Origin of the sequence: Aurantimonas sp. C2-5-R2 (assembly GCF_036549495.1) — a bacterium.
GTDB classification, from domain to species: Bacteria; Pseudomonadota; Alphaproteobacteria; order Rhizobiales; family Rhizobiaceae; genus Aurantimonas; species Aurantimonas coralicida_A.
The window spans coordinates 1-1,125 of sequence record NZ_JAZHLJ010000242.1 but is presented as its reverse complement, the minus strand read 5'-3'; the positions used below and the strand labels follow the sequence as shown (position 1 = coordinate 1,125).

General features: G+C 65.6%; 1 protein-coding gene. It reads right to left on the bottom strand.

All coding sequences use genetic code 11. The annotated features are described in order from the left end of the window. Nucleotides 1-156: 156 nt before the first annotated feature. On the bottom strand, nucleotides 157-1,125 hold a 969-nt coding region (locus tag VQ044_RS25270), incomplete at its 5' end, for an IS91 family transposase (protein WP_331827903.1).

Below are 1,125 nucleotides of genomic sequence, written 5' to 3'. Positions count from 1 at the left end.
CGGACCGTCCGACCGGGATGAAGCCGTTTCGTCCCGCACCATAGCCGCGGCTCTGGTGCCGTTCCGGACCGAAAGGATCACCACGAACAATGAGATTCTGTCCGCCGCATCGGGCGGTTGGCATAACGGGTCCGGCGCTTTCGGAATGCCTGAGGGTCATGATGTATCGTGCCAGAAGGCGGGACGTCGCGATGCCGGTCGCGGCAGCGTGGCGAGGACGAACATCATGCCGCCGCAGCACCGGCAGCGATGAGCCAAATCCGTGCTCGCCGGGTCGCTGGCAGGTTTGGCTGCGGGGCCGGGCGGGAGAACGTCGAGCAGGGCCCGGCAGAGGACCAGTCTGGCGGCCCGGTGACCATTGGCCAGGAAGCCGTAATGGCGGATGCGATGGAAGCCGTCCGGCAGGGTGTGCAGGAGAAAGCGCCGGATGAACTCGTCGGCGTCGAGAACCATGACCTTCGACTTTCCGTGGTGGCGATAGTCCTTCCAGCGGAAGGAAACGCGGCCGTCATCGCTCATCTCGACGAGCCGCGCGTTGGAAATGGCAACGCGATGGGTGTAGCGGCCGAGATAGGCCAGCACCTGCTCCGGGCCGCCGAAGGGCGGCTTGGCATAGACGACCCATTCGATCCGGCGGAGCTCGCGCAGCCTGCGGGCGAAGGCGGCGGATTGTGCGAGGCCGGCGAGATTGCCGAAGAATGCGAGTTCACCGGCATCGAAGGCGGCTTGCAGTTCTTCCAGGAACCGTCGGCGAAAAAGGCGCGAGAGCACGCGGACCGGGAGGAAGAAGCCGGGTCGGCAGGCAATCCATCGCGAGCCATCCAGCGAGGGGCCGCCGCCCGGCACGATGCAATGGAGGTGGGGATGATAGGTGAGGGTCTGGCCCCAGCTATGGAGGATGGCGACAAGGCCGATCTCGGCACCGAGATTCTTCTCGTCGGCGCCGATGGTGCGCAGCGTCTCGGCGGCTGCCTTGAACAGGATGGCGTAGACCCTCGCCTTGTTCTGGAACGTGATCTCGGCAACGGGCGCGGGCAGCGTGAACACAACATGGAAGTACGGCACAGGCAAAAGGTCTGCCTGGCGAGCCGCGAGCCAGTCGGTGCGCGCCTGTCCCTGACACTT